The following is a 20,425-nucleotide window of genomic DNA, read 5'->3' on the forward strand; positions in this document are numbered from 1 at the left end:
AGGCCCCTTTGGACTGACTATTGGTTAATTGGCGCGGTAGGCGCGGCTTGGGTCGTCCCCGGCAAGATCGGCCAAAATCGTCTCTCCGGCGATCGCGGTCTGCCCTTCCGACACCAGCGCCTTGGTACCCAGCGGCAGGTAGACGTCGAGGCGCGAGCCGAAGCGGATCAGGCCAAACCGCTCGCCCGCCCCGATCGCCTGCCCTTCCCTGACGAAGCAGACGATACGCTTGGCCACGAGCCCCGCGATCTGGATCACGCCGATCCGCGCCGTCGGCGTCGTGATCACGAGCGAGTTGCGCTCATTGTCCTCGCTCGCCTTGTCGAGCTCGGCGTTGATGAACAGGCCCGGCCGGTAGGCGATGCGGTCCACCCTGCCCGCGATCGGGCTACGGTTCACGTGGCAGTTGAACACGCTCATGAACACCGAGATGCGCGGCAGCGGCCGGTCGCCGAGCCCGAGCTCGGCCGGCGGCAGCGCCATGGTGATCATCGAGACGCGGCCGTCGGCCGGCGACACCACGAGCCCCTCGCGCACCGGCGTCACGCGCACGGGGTCACGGAAGAACAGCGCGCACCACACGGTCAGGATCGTGCCGATCCACCCGAGCGGCGACCACAGCCAGAACAGGATCAGGCTTGCCAGCGCAAAGCCGCCAATGAAGGGATAGCCCTCCTTGTGGATCGGCGGGATCTGACGCTGGATCGAATCGAGGATGGACATCGCTATCTGCCGCCTGGGAGTTGATGGCGCCGGGTCGCCCCGCGCGGTGGAGTTGTTTAGGCCAGAGTTGGGACCCGAGACAAGGTCACTCCGCGGCCGCTGATGTCGCGAGGGCGTCGTCGACCGGCGGCGGCTCCCGGTTGGGCGCCTCGCTGGAATCCGCCATCTTGGCCAGTTTCTCGCGTGCCGCCTCGGCCTCGCGCTGCCTGTTCCACATGCTGGCATAGAGGCCGCCCTGCGCGAGCAGCTTGGCGTGGGTGCCCCGCTCGGCGATGCGGCCCTGGTCCAGCACGATGATCTCGTCGGCTCCGACGATGGTGGAAAGCCGGTGCGCGATCACCAGCGAGGTGCGGTTCTTCGCCACGCGGTCGAGCGCGCCCTGGATCTCGTGCTCGGTGTGGGTGTCGAGCGCCGAGGTCGCCTCGTCCAGCACCAGGATCGGCGGCGCCTTGAGCACGGTGCGCGCGATGGCGACGCGCTGCTTCTCGCCGCCGGACAGCTTCAGGCCGCGCTCGCCGACCTGGGTCTCGTAGCCCATCGGCGCCATGCGGATGAAATGATCGATCTGCGCCAGCCGCGCCGCCTCTTCGACCTCGGCATCATCGGCATCCCAGCGGCCGTAGCGGATGTTGTAGCGGATGGTATCGTTGAACAGCACCGTATCCTGCGGCACCATGCCGATCGAGGCGCGCAAGCTGGCCTGCGTGACCTCGCGGATGTCCTGGCCGTCGATCAGGATCTTGCCGCCTGAGATGTCGTAGAGGCGGAACAACAGACGCGAGATGGTCGACTTGCCCGCCCCCGACGGGCCGACGATCGCGACCGTCTTGCCGGCCGGCACCTCGAAGCTGATGCCCTTGAGGATCGGCCGCGTCGGCTCATAGGCAAAGCGCACGTCGTCGAAACGCACGATGCCGGCGGAGATGACCAGCGGCTGCGCATCGGGCATGTCCTTGATCTCGGCCTCGCGTCCGATCACGCCAAACATCTTCTCGATGTCGATGATCGCCTGCTTGATCTCGCGATAGACCATGCCCATGAAATTCAGCGGCTGGTAGAGCTGGATCATCATGGCATTGACCAGCACGAAATCGCCGACCGTGTTGGTGCCGTTGCGCACGCCGATCGCGCACATCAGCATGGTTGCGGTCAGCCCGAGCGTGAAGATCACGGCCTGGCCAGTGTTGAGCACCGCGAGCGAGGTATAGGCCTGAACGCTCGACTCCTCGTAGCGCGCGACCGACTTGTCGTAACGCTGCGCCTCGCGCGTCTCCGCGCTGAAATATTTCACGGTCTCGTAGTTGAGCAGCGAGTCGATCGCCTTGGTGTTCGCCTCGGTGTCGGAATCGTTCATCTTGCGGCGGATGCCGATCCGCCACTCGGTCGCGATGTAGGTGTAGTACATGTAGACCGCGACCGTGATCAGCGTCGCCACCACGTAGCGCCAGTCGAACTGCCACAGCAGCACCGCCAGCAGCAGCGTGACCTCGACGATGGTCGGGATCAGCTGCAGGATCACCATGCGCACGATGACCTCGATACCCTCGCGGCCGCGCTCGAGCACGCGCGTCAGGCCGCCGGTCTTGCGCTCGAGGTGAAAGCGCAGCGACAGCTCGTGCATGTGGATGAAGGTGATGGTGGCGAGCTTGCGCACCGCATGCATGGCGACGCGAGCGAAGATGCCGTCGCGCCATTGCGTCAGCACCGCCATCAGGATGCGCGTCACGCCATAGCTTGCGGTCAGCAGCAATGGCGAGGCGATCACCCAGAGGTGCCAGTTGTCGGCCGCGACCGGCGCGGTGTTGGCGCCGGTCAGCGCATCCGTCGCCCATTTGAAGCTGAACGGCACGGTCAGCGTGATCAGCTTGGCGGCGAGCAGCAGCACCATCGACCAGACCACCCGCATCTTCAGGTCGAAACGGTCGCCCGGCCAGATATAGGGCCACAGATGCGCCAGCGTGCCCATCAGCGTGGCCCGCTCCAGCGATCCCCCTGCGGGAGGATCGGGAACGTCTGCGCCGTCGAACGATTGAGGTTGGTCCATCAAGAAGCCTGAAAGCCCGCCGGGTGCGGGCAGCGTTACGATTTGCGGTTTTCGCCCGTCATATAGAGCCTTCCCGATGCCAGCGCACCCCGCCAGATGGCGAATCTTTGATTGTTTGTCGCCATTTACCGGTAGATTTCCGGGTGATCCGAATCACCAATTGGGCTTGACGCCCCTGCGCTGCAATGCATCATGGCACCAATGAGCACGATCAAAACTGTCTGCGTCTATTGCGGCTCCGGCCCAGGAACCAATCCCAGCTTCACCGAAGGCGCCAAGGCGTTCGGCAAGGCTCTCGCCGAGAGCAACGTCCGCCTGGTCTATGGCGGCGGCTCGCTCGGCCTGATGGGCTCGGTCGCGACCTCCGTGCTCGATCACGGCGGCACCGTCACCGGCATCATTCCTGAATTCCTCCGGAAGCGCGAGAACGCGCTGACCCGCGTGCAGGAGATGATCGTCACCCCCGACATGCACGAGCGCAAGCGGCTGATGTTCGAGCGCTCCGACGCCTTCGTGGCGCTGCCGGGCGGCGTTGGCACGCTCGAAGAGCTGGTGGAGCAGCTGACCTGGAAACAGCTCGGCCGTCACGCCAAGCCGGTGCTGCTCGCCAACATCGACAATTTCTGGGAGCCGCTGTTTTCGCTGCTGTCGCACATGCGCCAGACCGAGTTCATCCGCGCCGGCCTTTCGGTCGACATCCTCAAGGCCGATCGCGTCGAGGATATTCTGCCGAAGCTGAAGGCGGCAGCGGCACAGATCGCCGAATCTGAAACGCAGCTCGCCCCGGAAGTGGCGCGCAAGCTCTAGCGCCTTACTCCGCCGGAAACGTCACCGCCTCGATCCGGTTGCCATCGGGATCGGTCACGAAGGCCGCGTAATAGCGCACGCGGTCATGTGGGCGGATGCCCGGCGCGCCGTCGGACGCGCCGCCGGCGGACAGTGCTGCGGCGTGAAACGCATCGACCTCGGCCGTCGTCTTCGCCCGCAGACAGATGTGAACGCCGCTTTCCGATGGGACGTGCGGCATCCCCTCGCGTAAGTTGATCCAGAACTCCGGATAGGCCTTGCCGAAGCCGACCGTCCGCGGCCGCACGACGAGGCGCGCGAGCCCGAGGGCCGCGAGCGTCGTCTCGTAGAATTTTGCAGAGCGATCGAGATCGGTGACGCCGACGGAGATGTGATCGATCATATAATACCCCCATCCGTCGTTGCCGGCCTCTCCCCACTCTCCGCTGTCATCGCCCGCGAAGGCGGGCGATCCAGTACTCCGAGACGCCGCGGCGTTACGGAGAAGCCACGGCGTACTGGATACCCCGCCTTCGCGGGGTATGACAGCCGTGCCAAGAGCTACGCCGGCGCCCCCGACTTCACCAGCTTGTAGATCACCGAGTCCATCAGTGCCTGGAACGAGGCGTCGATGATGTTCGGGGACACGCCGACCGTGGTCCAGCGATCTCCGTTCTCGTCCTCGCTCTCGATCAGCACGCGCGTGACCGCGCCGGTGCCGCCGTTGAGGATACGGACTCGGTAGTCGATCAGCGTCAGGCCCTCGATGTACTTCTGGTACTTGCCGAGGTCCTTGCGCAGCGCGACGTCGAGCGCGTTGACGGGGCCGTTGCCTTCGGCGGCCGAGATCAAGCGCTCGCCGGCGACGTCGACCTTGACCACTGCAAGCGCGACGGTGACGCGCTCGCCGTGCGAATTGTAGCGCTGCTCGACGTTGACGTCGAACTGCTCGACCTCGAAATAATGCGGCACCTTGCCGAGCGTCCGGCGCGCCAGCAGATCGAACGAGGCGTTGGCGGATTCATATGCGTAGCCGGCAGCCTCACGTTCCTTCAATTCCTCAACCAGCCGCGTCAGCTTGGGATCGCTCTTCTCGTAGGCAATGCCGGCCCGGTCGAGCTCGGCGATGACGTTGGAGCGTCCGGCCTGGTCTGACACCAGCACCTTGCGATGATTGCCGACCAATTCCGGCGGCACATGCTCGTAGGTCTGCGGGTCCTTCAGCACGGCGGAAGCATGAATGCCGGTCTTGGTGACGAAGGCGCTCTCGCCGACATAGGCCGCATGCCGGTTCGGCACGCGGTTGAGCATGTCGTCGAGGGTGCGCGAGACCTTGACGAGAGTTGCGAGCTTTTCGGGCGTGACGCCGATCTCGAAGGCGTCGGAAAACTCCTTCTTGAGCTTCAGCGTCGGGATCAGCGAGCACAGATTGGCGTTGCCGCAGCGCTCGCCAAGGCCGTTCAAGGTGCCCTGGATCTGCCGCGCCCCGGCGCGCACCGCGGCGAGCGAATTGGCCACGGCCTGCTCGGTGTCGTTATGGGCGTGGATGCCGACATGATCGCCGGGGATTTGCTTCGTCACCTCGGTGACGATGGCTTCGATCTCGTTCGGCATGGTGCCGCCATTGGTGTCGCACAGCACCACCCAGCGCGCGCCGGCCTCATAGGCGGCCTTGGCGCAGGCGAGCGCGAAGGTTGAATCCTCCTTGTAGCCGTCGAAGAAGTGCTCGCAGTCGAGCATGACCTCGCGCCCCGCGGCCTTCGCCGCCGCGACGCTGTCGCGGATCGACGCCAGATTTTCTTCCTTCGTCGTCTCCAGCGCGACGCGCACCTGATAGGCCGAGGACTTCGCCACGAAGCAGATCGCATCGGCCTTCGCTTCAAGGAGCCCGGCCACGCCGGGATCGTTGGAGACCGAGCGCCCTGCCCGGCGCGTCATGCCGAAGGCGGTGAAGCGCGCATGCTTGAGCTTGGGCTTGGTGCCGAAGAACTCGGTGTCGGTCGGATTGGCGCCGGGATAGCCGCCCTCGACATAGTCGATGCCGAGATCGTCGAGCATCGCCGCGATGACCTGCTTGTCGGTCAGGGTGAAATCGACGCCGTTGGTCTGCGCCCCGTCGCGTAGCGTGGTGTCGAACAGATAGAGACGCTCCTTGCTCATTGCGCAGCTCCGAGCGTCTTCTTCATCGTGGTGTTGGCGAGCCACTCGTCGTTGATGGTGATGCTGTTACGCTGCATGGCGACATAGCCGCGCTTGGCGAAGAAGTTTTGCGCGGTGTCGCTGGCATCGACCGACAGGCTGGTCGCGCCACGGCCGCCGGCGAGCTTTTCCAGCGCGTCCACCAGCATGGTCGCGATGCCCTGACCGGTCACGGCGGGATGCACATAGAGCATATGGATGTGATCGGCCCCGCGCAGCGAGGCGAAGCCGACGGGCGAGCCCTCCAGCGTGGCGACCAGCGTGAGATCGGCCGCGAGCCGCTTGCCGAACTCTTCGGTTTCCGCCGCCTCCATCCAGGCCTGCTGCTGCGCCTCGTTGTAGTCTTCGCCGGTCAGCTCCTCGATGCTTGCCGTGAAGATCGCGGCGAGAACCGGCACGTCATCAGGCAGGAACGGTCGCAAGCCGGGCTTTGGCAAAGTCTGTCCCATCGTCTTCACCACATCCCATAGAGTTTCAGCGCCAGCGCCACGGCGGCCGCGAGCAGCAGGATCTTCAGCGCGATGTAATAGAGCCAGTGCCGCGGGAAAGGCGTGTCGGGCCGCTTCATCGCGCGACCTCCCAGGTCGTCCCGTCCTTGGAGTCCTTGATCGCAACGCCCATCGCGGCAAGCAGATCGCGAATGCGGTCGGATTCTTTGAAATCCTTGCGGCTACGGGCGGCCGTCCGCTCCGAGATCAGGCGTTCGACTTCCTTGGCATCGACCCCGCTGGCCTGCTGCTTGCGCCCTTCCCACTGCGCAGCGCTTTCGGAGAGGAAGCCGAGCAGGCGCAACGAGCCCGCCAGCGCGCTCACGTCGCTGCCACGCAGGCCGTGCAGCGCCGCGATCGCCAGCGGCGTGTTGAGGTCATCGAGCAGCGGCTCGACCACGGACGCGGCCGGCTGGCCGGGCTCGGCGTCGGCCGCGACCCGATACCAGTCGTCGAGCCTCCTGGCGCTCTCCTCCAGCGACTTCAGGGTCCAGTCGATCGGCGAGCGGTAATGTGTCTTCAGCATGTTCAAGCGCAGCACCTCCCCCGGCCAGTCCGCAAGCAGCTCGTGGATGGTGACGAAGTTGCCGAGCGACTTCGACATCTTCTCGCTCTCGACCTGGAGGAAGCCGTTGTGCATCCAGTAGTTCGCCATGCGCTCCCGGTGGAAGGCGCAGCAGGTCTGCGCGACCTCGTTCTCGTGATGCGGAAACACGAGATCGATACCGCCGCCGTGGATGTCGAAATACTCGCCGAGATGCTTCCAGGCCATGGCCGAGCATTCGATATGCCAGCCCGGGCGACCCTGCGCAGCGATGCCGGCCGGCGACGGCCATGACGGCTCGCCCGGCTTGGACGGCTTCCACAGCACGAAGTCGGTATTGTCCTTCTTGTAGGGCGCGACGTCGACGCGGGCGCCGGCGATCATCTCGTCCAACGAGCGATTGGACAGCGCGCCATAGCGCGGCAACCCGGAATTGGCCGCGTTCATCGCCTGCGGCGAGAACAGCACATGGTCCTCGGCAGCATAGGCAAAGCCACCCTTGACGAGCCTTTCGATGATCTCGCGCATCTCGCCAATATGCTCGGTCGCGCGCGGCTCGACGGTCGGCCGGAGTGCACCAAGCGCATCGACGTCGGCGTGAAACTGCTTGCCGGTCTGTTCAGTGACTTTCCGGATGGCCTCGTTCAGCGGCAGGCCGGGAAAATCGCGCGCGGCGCGGTCGTTGATCTTGTCGTCGACGTCGGTGATGTTGCGAACATATGTGACATGCGCTTCGCCATAGAGATGGCGCAGCAGCCGAAACAGCACGTCGAACACGATCACTGGCCGCGCATTGCCGATATGGGCGAAGTCGTAGACGGTCGGTCCGCAGACATACATGCGGACGTTCTTCGCATCGAGCGGCACGAAGGTGCGCTTGTCCCGGCTCAGCGTATCGTAAAGGCGCAATTCCATATGGATACCCGTCGGCTGTTGGCCGGGCGTCCGAGGCTCTCAATGTTTTTGAGAAAAGACGGCTCCAGCCAGCGAATCGCTAGCTCGTAATCTCGCGGCAAATGCCACAAATGGCGAGGAGACCGTACATGCGGCCACATATGGGCTATCAGGCGCCCCCGCGTCAAGAGAGCCGCGAAAATCGCCGTTTTATCTCCGCAAAGCGCGGCCGTCCCGCCTTGATGGTTCATCATCCTTAACCTTTTGAGTTTACTTGGAACCCGGCGGTTCCCTATAGCCCCGGTGCACCCATGCGATCCCTGCTCGCGCTCGTCTCTTGTGCCTCCATCATCGCGGCATCCAGCGCGTTCGCCGAGACCCGCGTCTTCATCATCGCCAACCAGGCGGACGGCTACGGTGTCGACCAGTGCCTGGCCAAGGGTGAGAAATGCGGCGCACAGGTCGCGCGCACCTATTGCCAGTCACGCGATTTTGCCCAGGCCTCGGCCTACCGCCGGGTCGATCCCGACGAAATTACCGGTTCTGTCCCCAAAACCGGCGCAAACTGCTCCCATGGCCATTGCGACGAATATGTCGCAATCACCTGCCAGCGCTGAATTCTCTCGGAGCTGGCGGATCTTAGGACCAGTTTTCGGCCCCTGAAACGACGTGACGATACCGCAGGAAGCGGCTATTGGAGGGCGCGCGTCGGCCCCCAAAATCACGCTGGGCCGTGACCTCGCTAGAATGGCGGATATGCCTGAATTTTTGTCTCTCTCCCGTGCTCGCTCCATCCTTGCCTGCACCGTGCTTCTGAGCACGGTCGTGCTCGCCAACGGTGCTTTCGCGCAAGCCGGCCCGCCCGGCCCGCCGCCTCAGCCCGGCCAGAACGGGCTCGGCCCCAATCCGATGTGCGTGCGGCTGGAAGGCCAGCTCGCCGGGCTCGATCGTGGCGGCGGCGGTGGCGACCCCGCGCGCGAAGACCAGATCCGCCGCTACCAGGATTCCCAAGCCAAGCAGCAGGCCGAGCTCGACCGCGTCACCATGCAGGCCAAGCGCATGGGCTGCGATTCCTCCGGCTTCTTCTCGCTGTTCAACGGCCAGTCGGCGCAATGCGGTCCGGTCAACACCCAGATCCAGCAGATGCGCGCCAATCTGGACCAGATCACCGGCAATCTCGAACGCCTGCGCGGCGGCGGCCCCGGCGGCTTCAGCCCGGAGCGCGACAACCAGCGCCGCTCGGTGCTGGCGGCGCTGGCGCAGAACAATTGCGGCCCGCAATATGCCAACGCCGCGCAATCGCAAGGCGGCGGCAACTTCCTGAACAATCTGTTCGGCGGCGGCGGCAACAACCCCAACAATCCGCAAGGCATGCCGCCCTCCGATCTCGGACCGCAATCCGGCACTTACCGCACCGTGTGCGTGCGCACCTGCGATGGCGCCTATTTCCCGGTCTCGTTTGCCACCGTGCCGGCGCGCTTCCCCGACGACGAGAAGACCTGCAAGGCGCTGTGCCCGGCCGCGGAAGCCGTGCTCTACACCCATCGCAATCCCGGCGAGGACATGAACTCCGCGGTCTCCACCAGCGGCCAGCCCTACACGGCGCTGCCGACCGCGTTCAAATTCCGCAGTGAGTTCAACCCGTCCTGCTCCTGCAAGGCCGCAGGCCAGACCTGGGCCGACGCGCTGAAATCCGCCGACGACAAGGCGGCGGCCGAGCAGCAGGGTGACATCATCGTCACCGAGGAGAGCGCCAAGAAGATGCAGCAGCAGCGGCTCAACAAGGGCACGCCTGCGACTGCCAAGAAGGGCGCGGCTCCCGCGCCGACGACGGCCAGCGCGCCGGCTGCGGCAGCGCCTGCGGAGACCAGCACGGCCACCAATTCGTCGGAGAACAAGCCGATCCGCTCGGTCGGTCCGACGTTCCTGCCGCAGCAGCAGAAGTAGGCTCTAACCCGTCATGCCCCGCGAAGGCGGCCGCCAGGTGCGGCCGTTTCGCTGTTACTGCTTACCCTCGCGGCTCCACGGGAAGAGATTGGCCGGAAAGTCCGCTGCGTAGCGCTTTCCCTTCGGGGGCGGCGGCGGCTCGTCCGGTGGATTCGGATTCGGCTCGACCACCCGCCGATAGAGGTGCCAGGTGGCATGACCGAGCACCGGCAGGACGACAGCGAGACCGACGAAGAACGGCAGCGAGCCGATCACGAGCAGTGCCGCGACGATGAGGCCCCATCCGGCCATCGCAACCGGATTCGCGGCCACTGCTCGGAGCGACGTGCGGATCGCGTCGATCGCAGTCGCATGCCGGTCGAGCATCAACGGAAACGACACGACGCTGACGCACAAGGCCACAACCGCAAACAGGAAGCCACAACCGCAACCGACGATGATGAGCGACCAGCCTTCCGGTGTCGTCAGCACCCGCGTTGCGAAGTCGGGAATGCTTGCGGCCGCCGCGTGACCGAAGATCGTGACATAGATTGCGTTCGCCACACCGATCCAGGCCCCGAACAGGACCAGCAGGAGCACACCGAGCTCGACCATGGCGCCGAACGACGGTGCGCGCAGCACCTTGATCGCATCCCATGCATCGACCTCCTCGCCGCGCTCGCGACGCCGGCTGAGTTCATAGAGACCGATCGCGGCAAAAGGGCCGATCAAGGCAAAGCCGGCAGCCAGCGGAAACAGGAGCGGCAGCACCGAATAGCCGAGAACCATCCTGAACAGGACGAGACCGAGAACGGGATAAATCACGCACACGACGATCGCGTGGCTCGGCATCGCCTGGAAATCCTCCCAACCCAGGCGTAGGGCCTCGGTCAGGTCGGACAAGCTGATCTTGCGAATGGGATAGGAGGCCGCTTCGCCGAACAGGTGCCGCTTTATGATGTTGTCGGAATAAAGAGTGGCCATGGACACACCCTCCTCTGCTGAAAGTCGCGGCGGCAAACGGCGCGCTTTCCGGCCGCGCGTATCCGCCCTTATGTGCGGGAGACGCGATCGAGCCGAGTACGGCAGTTCCAGGCTCAACGAGGAAGGAGCTTAGCCGGACGAAACCCGTCGCGACCTGCGCCCCGAGCTTAGCGCGCGCGATCTGGAATGACCAGCGCTCCCGGCTGGGCGAATTGTGCGTCGCATATTTTGTGCGATGCATCACATCGAGAATGCGACCGAGGCTCGCCAGCTCGCACGGCAACATCGATCGCCCACGCCGCGTAAGCGTGTTGACATGCTATTGACGCCGGGTTCGCGGGGGATCATTTTAAATGCCTGGACGCCCCCAGCGGTCGCGGTCTTCCTCTTGAATATCGCGACTGGTTGAATGGGCGAGGCAAGAGGCGCGGCGATGGCGCATATGTCAGCATAGATGTCCGCGTAGAGAAAGTCCGCCATCGCGACAGACGTGAGCTCCGCCCTGGATTCGTATCCGTAGCCTTCGATGGCAAGGATGGATCAGGATGGCTGTCGCACTGATACTGCTTCTGGTCGCGATCGGCTCGGTGCTGTTTCACCTCTACAGCCCGTGGTGGTGGACGCCGATCGCCACGAACTGGGCCTATATCGACCACACCATCAGCATCACGTTCTGGATCACGGGCTTCGTTTTCGTCGCGGTCATCGCCTTCATGGCCTATTGCGTCTTCCGCTTTCACCACAAAGAGGGAAGACGGGCCGACTACAATCCGGAAAACAAAAAGCTCGAATGGTGGCTGAGCGTCGGGACCGGCGTCGGAGTCGCGGCCATGCTGGCGCCCGGTCTCGTGGTCTGGCACCAGTTCGTGACGGTGCCTGCGGATGCCACCGAAGTCGAGGTCATGGGCCAGCAATGGCAATGGAGCTTCCGCCTTCCGGGCAAGGATGGGCGGTTGGGCACATCCGATGTCCGCAACATCGCTTCCGACAATCCGATGGGGCTCAATCGTGACGACCCGCATGCGCAGGACGACGTCGTGATCGAGAACGGCGACCTGCACCTTCAAATGGGAAAGCCGGTCAAGGTTCTCCTCCGCTCGGTTGATGTCCTGCACGATTTCTACGTGCCCGAATTCCGCGCCAAGATGGACATGGTCCCTGGCATGGTGACCTACTTCTGGATAACGCCGATCCGAACCGGAACGTTCGATGTTCTATGTGCGGAGCTCTGTGGCGCGGCTCATTATCAGATGCGGGCCAAGGTCATCGTCGACGAAGAGCGTGAATATCACGCCTGGCTTGAGCAACAAAAGACGTTTGCCGAATTGTCGCCGGCAAGAGCTGTCGTGAAGGCGACGTACCAATCCGGTGGCAAGTAGCAGGCTGCCGCTGCGAAGATCGGGTGCACGAGGCCAATGCCTCACCCCCGATGGAAACGACCGAGGAGGTTTCTATGGTCGATATTCCATATGAAGGGATCGCAGGCATCCCGCCTGCCGAAGTACCTGAAGTCGAGCTCTATCATCCAAGGAGCTGGTGGACACGGTATGTCTTCTCGCAGGACGCCAAGGTGATCGCCATTCAGTATTCGCTGACGGCCTCGGCCATCGGGCTGGTGGCCCTGGTGCTGTCGTGGCTGATGCGACTGCAACTGGGATTCCCCGGCACCTTCTCTTTCATCGATGCCAACCAGTACCTCCAGTTCATCACCATGCACGGCATGATCATGGTGATCTATCTGCTCACCGCATTGTTCCTCGGCGGCTTCGGCAACTACCTGATCCCGCTGATGGTCGGCGCCCGGGACATGGTCTTCCCCTATGTGAACATGCTGAGCTACTGGGTCTACCTGCTCGCAGTCCTGGTGCTGGCCTCGACATTCTTCGTGCCCGGCGGCCCCACCGGCGCCGGCTGGACGCTATACCCGCCACAAGCCATCCTCTCCGGAACGCCCGGGCAGGATTGGGGCATCATTCTCATGATGTCGTCCCTGATCCTGTTCATCATCGGCTTCACCATGGGCGGACTGAACTACGTGGTCACGGTGCTCCAGGCGCGCACCCGCGGCATGACATTGATGCGCCTGCCCCTGACGGTGTGGGGCATTTTCACGGCGACCGTCATGGCGTTGCTGGCATTCCCTGCACTGTTCGTTGCCTCGGTCATGCTGCTGCTCGACCGTCTCCTGGGAACCAGCTTCTTCATGCCCTCCCTCGTCGAGATGGGCCAGCTGTCGAAATATGGCGGCGGCAGCCCGCTGCTCTTCCAGCATCTGTTCTGGTTCTTCGGCCACCCCGAGGTCTACATCGTCGCCCTGCCCGCCTTCGGCATCGTCTCGGATCTGATCAGCACGCATGCGCGCAAGAACATCTTCGGTTATCGCATGATGGTCTGGGCCATCGTGGGGATTGGTGCGCTCAGCTTCGTCGTGTGGGCGCACCACATGTATGTGAGCGGCATGTTCCCGCAATTCGGGTACTTCTTCGCCACCACGACGCTCATCATCGCGATCCCCACCGCGATCAAGGTCTACAACTGGGTGCTGACGCTGTGGCGCGGCGACATTCATCTCAGGGTGCCGATGCTGTTCGCCCTCGGCTTCATCATCACCTTCGTGAATGGCGGCCTCACCGGCCTCTTCCTCGGCAATGTCGTCGTGGACGTGCCCCTCTCGGACACCATGTTCGTCGTCGCGCATTTCCACATGGTGATGGGCGTGGCACCGATCATGGTCGTGCTCGGCGCGATCTATCATTGGTACCCCAAGGTCACGGGACGGATGCTGAACGACGTCCTGGGCAAGTTTCACTTCTGGGTCACCTTCCTCGGCGCCTACCTGATCTTCTTCCCCATGCACTATCTGGGACTGCTCGGGGTTCCGCGCCGGTATTTCGAACTCGGCGACACGGCGTTCATCCCGTCCTCGGCCCATACACTGAACGCCTTCATCTCCGTGGTGGCCTTGACCGTCGGCTTCAGCCAGATGGTGTTCCTGTTCAACCTTGCATGGAGCCTGTTCAAGGGTGAGGCCTCGGGCGGCAATCCGTGGCGGGCGACGACGCTGGAGTGGCAGACGCCGGAGACGCCCCCCGGACACGGCAACTGGGGCAAGGAGCTCCCGATCGTGTACCGCTGGGCCTATGACTACAGTGTGCCCGGCGCCGCGGAGGACTTCATTCCGCAGAACCAGCCGCCGCGCGCGACGCAGCTCGTTCAGGGAGCTGCTTCGTGAGCGCCATCATCCTGTTCCTGGCTGTGCTTGCGGTGATCGCCGGATGGTGGCTGTCGCAGCAGCGGCTGATGGCCAAGCCCTGGCTGGAGGAAGGCTCGGTCGGTGACTTCCCCGGCGGCGATAGCATGACCTGGCCGGCAGCGAAGGTCGGACTAGGCGTGTTTCTAGCCGTCGCGAGCGCACTGTTCGTCCTCTTCATCAGCGCCTACTCGATGCGCATGAGCGTGGTGGACTGGCGGCCGCTGCCGGTACCGCGGCTGCTGTGGGTCAACACGGGCGTCCTGGTCCTGAGCAGTGTCGCGCTGCAATGGTCGTACGTGGCTGCCGGGCGAGACGATACCGAGAGCGTCAAGATCGGTCTGCTCGCCGGCGGAGCAACTGCCGTGATCTTCCTCGCCGGACAGCTCCTGGCCTGGCAACGGCTCGGGGCTGCCGGATATTTCGTGGCGTCCAATCCGGCGAATTCCTTCTTCTACCTGTTGACCGCGGTGCACGGGCTGCATCTGACGGGCGGCCTGGTGGCCCTCGGGCGAACCTCGGCCAAGGTGTGGCGCGGCACCGAGATCGCCGACATGCGCTTGAGCGTGGAGCTGTGCGCCATCTACTGGCACTTCCTGCTGTTGGTCTGGCTTGTCCTGCTCGGGCTTCTCACGGGCTGGACCGACGACTTCGTCAACATCTGCCGTCAATTGCTGAGCTAGGGAGGCGAGACCAGATGGCTGAAACCGTGCTGACACATTCGGGCCAATCGCCTGCGCGGCTTGAAGGCTGGCGCGGCATCGCCGCCGACTGGGCGTCCGATCAGCGCGCCTTCAAGAACGTGTCCTGGGGCAAGGCCATGATGTGGATCTTCCTCCTCAGCGACACCTTCATCTTCAGTTGCTTCCTGCTCTCCTACATGACGGCGCGCATGTCCACGACCGTGCCGTGGCCGAATCCCAGCGAAGTCTTCGCCCTCAATATCGGGGGCCACCACATCCCGCTGATCCTGATCGCCATCATGACCTTCGTCCTGATCAGCAGCAGCGGCACGATGGCGATGGCCGTCAATTTCGGCTACCGCCGCGATCGCGTGAGAACCGCAATCTTGATGCTGGTCACGGCGGCATTCGGCGCAACCTTCGTCGGAATGCAGGCGTTCGAATGGACCAAGCTGATCATGGAGGGCGTCCGGCCCTGGGGCAATCCATGGGGCGCGGCGCAGTTTGGCTCAAGCTTTTTCATGATCACGGGTTTCCACGGCACCCACGTGACGATCGGCGTGATCTTCCTGATCGCGATCGCGCGAAAGGTCTGGCGGGGCGACTTCGACGTCGAGAGGCGCGGCTTCTTCACAAGCCGCAAGGGCTATTACGAGATCGTCGAGATCATGGGCCTGTACTGGCACTTCGTCGATCTCGTGTGGGTGTTCATCTTTGCATTGTTCTATCTTTGGTGAGGTCGGCGCATGACAAACGCGGCGGTACACATGGAAGGCCAGCTCCACGCTCCGGCGCACGGCGCAGTCGCAACAGCAGCCGTGCACGCCAAGGGGCAACAGCACCCGATCAAGCTCTACCTCGTGGTCTGGGGCTGGCTGTTCGTCCTCAGCACGTGCTCCTACCTCGTCGACTACTTTGGCCTACACGGCTACCTCAGGTGGTCGCTGATCCTGCTGTTCATGGTGTTGAAGGCCGGCCTGATCGTCGCCGTCTTCATGCACATGGCCTGGGAGCGGCTGGCCCTCACCTATGCCATCCTGCTGCCGCCGATCGCGGTAATGGTGTTTGTGACCATCATGGTGCTCGAATCCGAATACACCCACTTGCTTCGGGTGATGTTTTTCGCAACCCCGTCGTAGCGGCAAGCTGATTTCGCACTGTCATGCCCCGCGAAGGCGGGGCATCCAGTAACCCGTGTCAGCAGTCGGTTCCTACAATGCCCGCCACGGAGTACTGGATCATCCGCCCCCGCGGATGATGACAGCGGTGGGGCGCCATCGCCTGCCCCGCCGCGCGGCTCGCATCAGCCCTCGAACGCGTCGATCGACGCCTTGCTGCCGCGTGAGACCAGTGTCTCGTCCGCCGCAGGCGACGGCTCGCCCTTGTCGCGAAAGCGGTTGGTGATGGGATAGCGGCGGTCGCGGCCGAAATTCCGGGCCGTCACCTTCACGCCCGGTGCAGCCTGGCGGCGCTTGTATTCGGCGACGTTGAGCAGATGATCGATGCGGGTGACCGTCTCGCGGTCGAAGCCGGCGGCGATGATCTTGTCGAGCGGCTCCTCGCGCTCGATCAGACGCTCCAGGATGGCGTCGAGCACGTCATAAGGCGGCAGCGAGTCCTGGTCGGTCTGGTTCTCGCGCAGCTCCGCCGTCGGCGGGCGCGTGATGATATCGGGAGGAATCACCTCGCCCGCAGGCCCGAGCGCGCCGTCGGGCTTCCAGTGGTTGCGCAGCGCGGCCAGCCGAAACACCTGCGTCTTGTAGATATCCTTGATCGGATTGAAGCCGCCGTTCATGTCGCCATAGAGCGTGGCGTAGCCGACCGACATTTCCGACTTGTTGCCGGTCGTCACCACCATCAGCCCGGTCTTGTTGGAGATCGCCATCAGCAGCGTGCCGCGGGTGCGGGCCTGCAGGTTTTCCTCGGTGATATCGGGCGGCAGATTCTTGAAGATGCCGGACAGGATGGTCTCGAAGCCGGTCACGGCTTCAGCGATCGGCAGCACCTCGTAGCGGATTCCGAGATGCCCGGCGAGCTCGCCCGCGTCCGCGATCGAGCTCGCCGCGGTGTAGCGATAAGGCAGCATCACGCCATGCACCTGGTCGGCACCGAGCGCATCGACCGCAATCGCCGCGCAGAGAGCGGAGTCGATGCCGCCGGAGATGCCGAGCAGCACGCCGGGAAAGCCGTTCTTGGCGACGTAGTCGCGCAAGCCCAGCACGCAGGCGGCGTAGTCGGCGTGGTCGCCCTCGGGCTGCGCGGCAATCGGCCCCGCGCAGCGCCAATCGTCGCCGTTCCTGGTGAAGCGCAATGTGGTGACGCTCTCTTCGAACGCCGGCAATTGCGCCGCGAGCGAAAGATCGCCGTTGAGCGCGAAGGAACCGCCGTCGAACACCAGTTCGTCCTGGCCGCAAACCTGGTTGAGATAGACCAGCGGCAGGCCGCTCTCGGTGACGCGCGCCACGGCGACCGAGAGGCGCACGTCGCTCTTGTCGCGGGCATAGGGCGAGCCGTTCGGCACCAGGATGATCTCGGCGCCGGTCTCGGCCAGCGTCTCGACCACGTTCTCGTAATCCTCGGACTCCTCCAGCCAGATGTCCTCGCAGATCGGCACGCCGATGCGCACGCCGCGCACGGTCACGGGACCTGCGGCAGGTCCGCGCGAAAACAGCCGCTTCTCGTCGAACACGCCGTAATTCGGCAGATTGCACTTGAAGCGCAAGGCGGCGATTTTTCCGCCGTCGAGCAGCGCGCAGGCATTATGGAGCCTGCCGTCCTCGACCCAGGGCGTGCCGACCAGCACCGCCGGGCCGCCGTCGGCGGTCTCGCGCGCGAGCGCCTCGATCGCGGCGCGGCAGGCGTCCTGAAACGCCGGCTTCTGCACCAGATCTTCCGGCGGGTAGCCGGCGATGAACAATTCCGGAAACAGCACGAGATCGGCGCCGTCGGACCTGGCTTGCGCGCGCGCGGCACGAACCTTCGCGGCATTGCCCTCGATGTCGCCCATGGTCGGATTGAGCTGGGCGAGCGTGACCGCGAATACGTTGAGACGTTCGGTCATGGCCGCCGCACTCCGCTTCAGAGGAACCCCAATCGCTCGATGATGGCGATGATCCAGAACGCGCCGGCCATCAGCAGCGCAACGCCCACCGCGGCCGAGCCCATGTCCTTGACCCGACCGATCTGCTTGTCGTGATCCATGGTCAACCGGTCGGCAAGCTTCTCGATCGCGGTGTTGAGCAGCTCGACCGTCAGCACGAACGCAACCGAACAGACCAGCTCGACCGCCCGCAGCGCCGTCGCGGCGACGAACCATGCCAGCGGCACCGACAGGATGAGCGCAAAAATCTCCTCGCGAACGGCCTGCTCCGACCGGAACGCGAAGGCCAGACCGTTGCGTGAATTGATCGTCGCCTTCCAGATCCGCAGCAAGGTGTTAGAGCCCCGCGGCGACCGGCATCGGCCTGGCCTTGCCGGCGCGTTCCTGCTTGAGGAGCTCCGCGATCAGGAAAGCCATGTCGATCGATTGCTCGGCATTGAGGCGGGGATCGCAGACCGTGTGGTAGCGGTCGTTGAGATCCTCGTCGGTGATCGCGCGGGCGCCGCCGATACACTCGGTGACGTCCTGGCCGGTCATCTCCAGATGCACGCCGCCGGCGTGCGTGCCCTCCGCCGCGTGGATCGTGAAGAACGACTTCACCTCCGACAGGACGCGATCGAACGGGCGTGTCTTGTAGCCCGACGTCGAGGTGATGGTGTTGCCGTGCATAGGATCGCACGACCAGACCACAACCCTGCCCTCGCGCTTCACGGCGCGGATCAGTCCCGGCAGATGGTCGGCGACCTTGTCGGAGCCAAAGCGGTTGATCAGCGTCAGCCGGCCCGGCTCGTTGTCAGGGTTGAGCACGTCGATCAGCTTCAACAGCTCGTCGGGCTTGAGCGACGGGCCGCACTTCAGGCCGATCGGGTTCTTGATGCCGCGGAAATATTCGACATGGCCGTGGTCGAGCTGACGGGTACGGTCGCCGATCCAGATCATGTGGCCCGAGGTCGCGTACCAGTCGCCGGTGGTGGAATCGACGCGGGTCATGGCCTGCTCGTAGCCGAGCAGCAGTGCCTCATGGCTGGTGTAGAAATCGGTCGCGCGCAGCTCCGGATGGCTCTCGAGGTCGAGGCCGCAGGCCTGCATGAAGTTGAGCGCGTCGGAGATGCGGTCAGCCAGCTCCTTGTAGCGCCGGGACTGCGGCGAATCCTTCAGGAAGCCGAGCATCCATTGATGCACGCTGCCGAGATTGGCAAAGCCGCCGGTCGCGAACGCCCGCAGCAGGTTCAGCGTCGCGGCCGACTGGCGATAGGCCATCAGCTGGCGCTGCGGATCCGGCACGCGCGCTTCCTTGGTGAAGGCGATGTCGTTGACGATGTCACCGCGATAGCTCGGCAGCTCGACACCGTTCATCTTCTCGGTCGGCGACGACCGCGGTTTTGCGAACTGGCCGGCAATGCGGCCAACCTTCACCACCGGCACCGCGCCGGCATAGGTCAGCACCACCGCCATCTGGAGCAGCACGCGGAAGAAGTCGCGGATGTTGTTGGCGCCGTGCTCGGCAAAGCTCTCGGCGCAGTCGCCGCCCTGGAGCAGGAAGGCCTCGCCGGCCGCAACGCGCCCCAGCGCCTTCTTCAGATTGCGCGCCTCGCCCGCGAACACCAGCGGCGGAAAGGTCGCAAGCTGCGCCTCGACGTCGGCCAAGGCCTTGGCGTCGGGATAATCGGGCACCTGTAGCACCGGCTTGCTGCGCCAGGACTCGGGCGTCCACCGCTCGGACATCGCAATCTCTCCGTGAAGTAAAAAAGCACAACCTGATCTGTGGGTTGCGAGGGCCGCCTTATACACAGCCCGGTCCCCGGCCGCCAGTTGTAAATCCATTTCGCACTGCAAACCCTTGCGGGGAAAGCCGAATTCGCATTTGCTGAGGGCTGGCAAGGAAACCGGCGGGACATCGGCTGCCCATGGACGCGGCGCGCGACGACGTTTTCATCGACGAGATCACCTTCCCGGCGACGGACGGGTATCCGCTGGCAGGCACCCTGTTCCTGCCGCGCGGCTCCAAACGCCATGCCGTGCTGATCAACTCCGCCACCGCCGTCCCGCGAAAGATCTATCGCGGCTTTGCCTCCTACCTCGCCCATCGCGGCTGCGCGGTCCTGACCTACGATTATCGCGGCATCGGCGATTCCCGGCAGCCGGCAATGGTCGGCTACAACCAGCCGAAATCGCTGGTCGGCTTCAAGGCCTCGATGTCGGACTGGGCCGCGCAGGACGTCACCGCCGCGGTGCGCTGGATGCGCGAGCGCTACACCACCCTGCCGCTCGCCTATGTCGGCCACTCCTTCGGCGGCCAGGCGCTGGGGCTGATCGACAACAACAGCGACATCTCACGCGCCGCCTTCGTGGCCTCGCAGGCCGCGACCTGGCAGCTGATGGCGTCGCCGGAGAAATATCGCGTCTACGCCTTCATGAATTTCGTCGGCGTACCGCTCGTCCACGCGCTCGGCTACGCGCCGGCCTGGGCCGGCATCGGCGAGGATCTGCCCAAGGGCGTCTTCCTGCAATGGGCCGACTGGGTCTCCAGCCCGCGCTATCTGTTCGACTCCAAATTACCGGCGCTGGAGAACTTCGCAAAGTTCAAGGGCGAGCTACGCGCGCTCTGCTTCTCCGACGATCCCTGGGCAACGCGGCCCGCGGTCGAGCTGCTTGCGAGCGGCTTCTCCGCGATCAAGCCGGAGGTGCTGACGGTCAAGCCGTCCGACGTCGGCGCCAAGGCGATCGGCCATTTCGGCTTCTTCCGCCCCGAGCACCGCGACACGCTGTGGCGCGGCGTGGCGGAGTGGATCCAGGGAGAGTGA

The 20,425-nt window shown here is 64.3% G+C and carries 19 protein-coding genes; 9 read left to right on the forward strand and 10 right to left on the reverse strand.

Translation table 11 applies throughout. The features are described 5' to 3' along the window. Positions 1–24 precede the first annotated feature (24 nt). Positions 25–882 (reverse strand): phosphatidylserine decarboxylase, encoded by an 858-nt coding sequence (locus ABIB99_RS18080; RefSeq protein WP_354177102.1) that lies wholly within the window; start codon positions 880–882, stop codon positions 25–27. After that, positions 809–2,767, reverse strand: a complete 1,959-nt coding sequence (locus ABIB99_RS18085) for an ABCB family ABC transporter ATP-binding protein/permease (protein ID WP_354176885.1) — start codon at positions 2,765–2,767, stop codon at positions 809–811. The genes ABIB99_RS18080 and ABIB99_RS18085 overlap by 74 nt, the downstream gene beginning before the upstream one ends. 201 nt (positions 2,768–2,968) lie before the next feature. On the opposite strand from ABIB99_RS18085, the gene ABIB99_RS18090 reads away from it, so the two are divergent. Beyond that, positions 2,969–3,574: an LOG family protein gene (locus ABIB99_RS18090; RefSeq protein WP_063983978.1), complete on the forward strand. Its 606-nt coding sequence runs from the start codon at positions 2,969–2,971 to the stop codon at positions 3,572–3,574. Positions 3,575–3,578: 4 nt separating this feature from the next. On the opposite strand, the gene ABIB99_RS18095 is transcribed toward ABIB99_RS18090, so the two are convergent. The 4 genes from ABIB99_RS18095 to cysS form a co-directional block, all read right to left on the reverse strand. Continuing rightward, positions 3,579–3,956: a VOC family protein gene (locus tag ABIB99_RS18095; protein WP_063983979.1), complete on the reverse strand. Its 378-nt coding sequence runs from the start codon at positions 3,954–3,956 to the stop codon at positions 3,579–3,581. Between the two features lie 158 nt (positions 3,957–4,114). After that, positions 4,115–5,713 carry a citramalate synthase gene (cimA, locus tag ABIB99_RS18100; RefSeq protein ID WP_063983980.1) on the reverse strand — a complete coding sequence of 533 codons (1,599 nt, stop codon included), beginning with the start codon at positions 5,711–5,713 and terminating at the stop codon, positions 4,115–4,117. Then, positions 5,710–6,201 (reverse strand): GNAT family N-acetyltransferase, encoded by a 492-nt coding sequence (locus ABIB99_RS18105; protein ID WP_063986451.1) that lies wholly within the window; start codon positions 6,199–6,201, stop codon positions 5,710–5,712. Before ABIB99_RS18105 ends, cimA begins: the two co-directional genes overlap by 4 nt. 115 nt (positions 6,202–6,316) lie before the next feature. Next, complete coding sequence (cysS, locus tag ABIB99_RS18110; protein WP_354176886.1) at positions 6,317–7,699, reverse strand: cysteine--tRNA ligase; 1,383 nt, start codon at positions 7,697–7,699, stop codon at positions 6,317–6,319. Positions 7,700–7,989: 290 nt separating this feature from the next. Here cysS and ABIB99_RS18115 point away from each other — a divergent pair, with 290 nt between their 5' ends. Both ABIB99_RS18115 and ABIB99_RS18120 read left to right on the forward strand, forming a co-directional pair. Beyond that, on the forward strand, positions 7,990–8,295 hold the full coding sequence (locus ABIB99_RS18115) for a hypothetical protein (protein WP_354117388.1): 306 nt from the start codon (positions 7,990–7,992) through the stop codon (positions 8,293–8,295). A gap of 130 nt (positions 8,296–8,425) precedes the next feature. Next, a complete protein-coding gene (locus ABIB99_RS18120; RefSeq protein WP_354176888.1) occupies positions 8,426–9,625 on the forward strand; it encodes a DUF2865 domain-containing protein in 1,200 nt (399 codons plus the stop codon). A 54-nt stretch (positions 9,626–9,679) separates the two neighbouring features. Here the strand turns inward: ABIB99_RS18120 and ABIB99_RS18125 are convergent, their stop codons facing one another. After that, entirely contained in the window at positions 9,680–10,588 is a 909-nt protein-coding gene (locus ABIB99_RS18125; RefSeq protein WP_354176890.1) for a DUF2189 domain-containing protein, read from the reverse strand. A 545-nt stretch (positions 10,589–11,133) separates the two neighbouring features. On the opposite strand from ABIB99_RS18125, the gene ABIB99_RS18130 reads away from it, so the two are divergent. From ABIB99_RS18130 to ABIB99_RS18150, 5 genes are all read left to right on the forward strand, one after another. Continuing rightward, a complete protein-coding gene (locus ABIB99_RS18130) occupies positions 11,134–11,967 on the forward strand; it encodes a cytochrome c oxidase subunit II (RefSeq protein WP_071915136.1) in 834 nt (277 codons plus the stop codon). A 74-nt stretch (positions 11,968–12,041) separates the two neighbouring features. Then, positions 12,042–13,820 (forward strand): cbb3-type cytochrome c oxidase subunit I, encoded by a 1,779-nt coding sequence (locus ABIB99_RS18135; protein WP_208086127.1) that lies wholly within the window; start codon positions 12,042–12,044, stop codon positions 13,818–13,820. Continuing rightward, positions 13,817–14,521, forward strand: a complete 705-nt coding sequence (locus tag ABIB99_RS18140) for a cytochrome c oxidase subunit 3 (RefSeq protein WP_354176892.1) — start codon at positions 13,817–13,819, stop codon at positions 14,519–14,521. Before ABIB99_RS18135 ends, ABIB99_RS18140 begins: the two co-directional genes overlap by 4 nt. 14 nt (positions 14,522–14,535) lie before the next feature. Further along, positions 14,536–15,258: a heme-copper oxidase subunit III family protein gene (locus ABIB99_RS18145; RefSeq protein WP_063983988.1), complete on the forward strand. Its 723-nt coding sequence runs from the start codon at positions 14,536–14,538 to the stop codon at positions 15,256–15,258. 9 nt (positions 15,259–15,267) lie between these two features. Continuing rightward, positions 15,268–15,660, forward strand: coding sequence for a cytochrome C oxidase subunit IV family protein (locus ABIB99_RS18150; RefSeq protein WP_085404837.1), 393 nt, complete (start codon positions 15,268–15,270; stop codon positions 15,658–15,660). A 164-nt stretch (positions 15,661–15,824) separates the two neighbouring features. Here ABIB99_RS18150 and ABIB99_RS18155 read toward each other — a convergent pair whose 3' ends face one another. From ABIB99_RS18155 to ABIB99_RS18165, 3 genes are read right to left on the reverse strand one after another with little or no spacing between them, the layout of a single operon-like run. Further along, a complete protein-coding gene (locus ABIB99_RS18155) occupies positions 15,825–17,582 on the reverse strand; it encodes an NAD+ synthase (protein ID WP_354176894.1) in 1,758 nt (585 codons plus the stop codon). Positions 17,583–17,599: 17 nt separating this feature from the next. Continuing rightward, positions 17,600–17,953 (reverse strand): diacylglycerol kinase, encoded by a 354-nt coding sequence (locus tag ABIB99_RS18160; RefSeq protein ID WP_063983991.1) that lies wholly within the window; start codon positions 17,951–17,953, stop codon positions 17,600–17,602. A gap of 4 nt (positions 17,954–17,957) precedes the next feature. Beyond that, positions 17,958–19,346 (reverse strand): class II 3-deoxy-7-phosphoheptulonate synthase, encoded by a 1,389-nt coding sequence (locus ABIB99_RS18165; protein WP_354176896.1) that lies wholly within the window; start codon positions 19,344–19,346, stop codon positions 17,958–17,960. 182 nt (positions 19,347–19,528) lie between these two features. On the opposite strand from ABIB99_RS18165, the gene ABIB99_RS18170 reads away from it, so the two are divergent. Then, positions 19,529–20,425, forward strand: a complete 897-nt coding sequence (locus ABIB99_RS18170; RefSeq protein WP_354176898.1) for an alpha/beta hydrolase family protein — start codon at positions 19,529–19,531, stop codon at positions 20,423–20,425.

The sequence above is a fragment of the Bradyrhizobium sp. LA6.1 genome (assembly GCF_040547805.1).
In the GTDB taxonomy this organism is placed as follows: Bacteria; Pseudomonadota; Alphaproteobacteria; order Rhizobiales; family Xanthobacteraceae; genus Bradyrhizobium; species Bradyrhizobium barranii.